Consider the following 255-nt stretch of genomic DNA (forward strand, 5'->3'; position numbering starts at 1 on the left):
GGCAGGTAATGGTTATTTTGATACCGAATATGATGCCCACTATCCACTTTTCTATTCGCTACTCGTGCTAATAATAAATTGATTTCTGATTTAGTTGGTGCGTTTTCATAGATGGATTCCTTCGTCTTATTGCCAAACTTCTTATTGAAAATCCTAACCCATTTCGTTAAAAAGTGATTGGCTTCCTCCATAGATTGTATTCCAGCTAATTCTAAATCTACAGGAAGTCGTGATTGAACAGTTCCGTTTAAGCGC

At 36.9% G+C, this 255-nt stretch carries 1 pseudogene; it reads right to left on the reverse strand.

Annotated features, from left to right (window positions below):
• Positions 1–255: pseudogene (locus tag ACEN4I_RS13650) on the reverse strand (ISNCY family transposase); the annotation flags it as partial.

It is taken from the genome of Desemzia sp. FAM 23990 (assembly GCF_045528485.1).
In the GTDB taxonomy this organism is placed as follows: domain Bacteria; phylum Bacillota; class Bacilli; order Lactobacillales; family Carnobacteriaceae; genus Desemzia.